Annotated in this window: 1 protein-coding gene; it reads right to left on the reverse strand. The window is 68.0% G+C overall.

All coding sequences use genetic code 11. From position 1 onward, the window contains the following. Positions 1 to 2,107, reverse strand: a 2,107-nt coding sequence (locus ABD329_RS47645; protein WP_344318262.1) for a condensation domain-containing protein, incomplete at both ends; no start/stop codon positions are given.

Raw genomic sequence — 2,107 nt, forward strand, 5'->3', positions numbered from 1 at the left:
ACCTGCTCCCCGAACAACACGGGCAACGACACACCCCGCACACCCCGCGACTCACCATTCCACCCGACCAGCACCCGCTCCCGCTCCACCGCCGACAACAACTCCACATCACCGACGCGACACTCAGGATCCTCAGCGAGCGCGGTCAGAACACGCACGAAACGCTCCGCGATGCCCTGCGCCGTGGCCCGGTCGAACAGATCCGTGCTGAAGTCCAACGCCCCCTCCAGCACCACACCGCCATCCGCCTCACCACGACGCTCCGCAAGCCGGAACGACAGATCAAACTTCGCCGCCCCCGCTGCCACCGGCTCACCCGCCACCGACAGACCCGGCAACGAAACGACAGCCGACGCCCCACCCTGCTCCGTGTTGTTCAACGTCAGCATCGTCTGGAACAACGGATGCCGGGACAGCGAACGCTCCGGGTTGACCACCTCCACCAGCCGCTCGAACGGCAGATCCTGATAGGCGTACGCCTCAAGGTCCTTGCCTCGGACGCGGTCGAGCAGTTCGGCGAATGTGGGATCGCCTGAGGTGTCCGTTCGGAGCACCAGGGTGTTCACGAAGAACCCGACCAGATCGTCCAACGCGTCATCCGTGCGCCCGGCGATGGCCGTGCCCAACGGGATGTCGGTGCCCGCGCCCAGTCGCGTCAGCAGCGTCGACAGCGCCGTCTGCATCACCATGAACAGGCTGGCCCGACGCTCACGGGCGATCCGCGTCAGCTCTTCGTAGAGGCCGGACGGCACTTCGAACGTGATCCGGTCACCCTCGTACGAGGATGTCGCCGGGCGCGGCCGGTCGAAGGGCAGTGACAACTCCTCCGGGAGGTCCGCCAACGCGGCCTTCCAGTACGTCAGCTGGCGGTTGATCTCGCTATCGGCGTCATCCTCCGCACCCAGCATCTCGCGCTGCCAAATGCCGTAGTCCGCGTACTGCACCGGCAGCGGCTCCCATCCAGGAGCCTCACCGGTGGTGACGCGGGCCGCGTAGGCACCCGTCAGATCGCGGGCCAGCGGGCCCATCGACCAGGCGTCGCTCGCGATGTGGTGTGCCACGAGCAGCAGCACATGCTCGTCATCGCCGAGTTGGAACAACCAGGCGCGTAACGGCACGTCGTTCATGAGGTCGAAGGGAGTCCGTATCGCCTCGCTCAGTTCTTCATGGATCGCTTCCCTGTCGGCCGCGGCGACCGTCAATTCCACTTCCGCGGTGTCCTGGACCACCTGGTACGGACCGTCGGCGTCCTCCGCGAACACCGTGCGCAGGCTCTCATGCCGGGCCACCACATCACCCAGCCCCAGCCGCAGCGCACCCTCGTCCAGGGCGCCCGTCAGCCGCAACGCCACCGGAATGTTGTACGTCGCGCTGGGGCCCTCGAACTGATGCAGGAACCACAAACGCTGCTGCGCCAGTGACAACGGCAACCGCGCCGGACGCGGCACCACCGCCCGCACCGCAGGCCGCACCACCTCCGACGCATCCAGCACGGCCGCCAGCTCGGCCACGGTGGGCGCCTCGAAGACGCGGCGTACGGCCAGTTCGGCGTCCAGGACCGAGCGGATCCGGCTGACCAGCTTGGTCGCCAGCAGAGAGTGGCCACCGAGATGGAAGAAGTCGTCGTCGATGGTGACCGACTCCACGCCCAGGACCTCGGCGAACAGACCGCACAGGATCTCCTCGTGCGGCGAGCGCGGGGCCCGGCCGCCCGTCGAGTCCGGTCCGTAGTCGGGCGCGGGCAGCGCACGCCGGTCCAACTTCCCGTTCGCCGTCAACGGGAAAGCCTCCAGCGTGACGAACGCGGACGGCACCATATAGCCGGGCAGCTGGGCGGCGACGTGTTCACGCACCCCGGCGCTCACCACGCCACCGTCCGCCGTGGCCGGGACGACATAGGCCACGAGGCGCTTGTCGCCGGGCCGGTCCTCACGGACGAGGACCGCGGCCTGCCCGACTTCGTCGTGCCCGGCCAGCACCGCCTCGATCTCACCCAGCTCGATCCGGAAACCACGCAGCTTGACCTGGTCATCAACCCGGGACAGATACTCCAGCTCCCCCTCGGCCGTCCACCGCACCACATCACCCGTGCGATACATCCGCCCAC

The sequence above is a fragment of the Streptomyces javensis genome, assembly GCF_039525925.1.
Taxonomy (GTDB): Bacteria; Actinomycetota; Actinomycetes; order Streptomycetales; family Streptomycetaceae; genus Streptomyces; species Streptomyces asiaticus.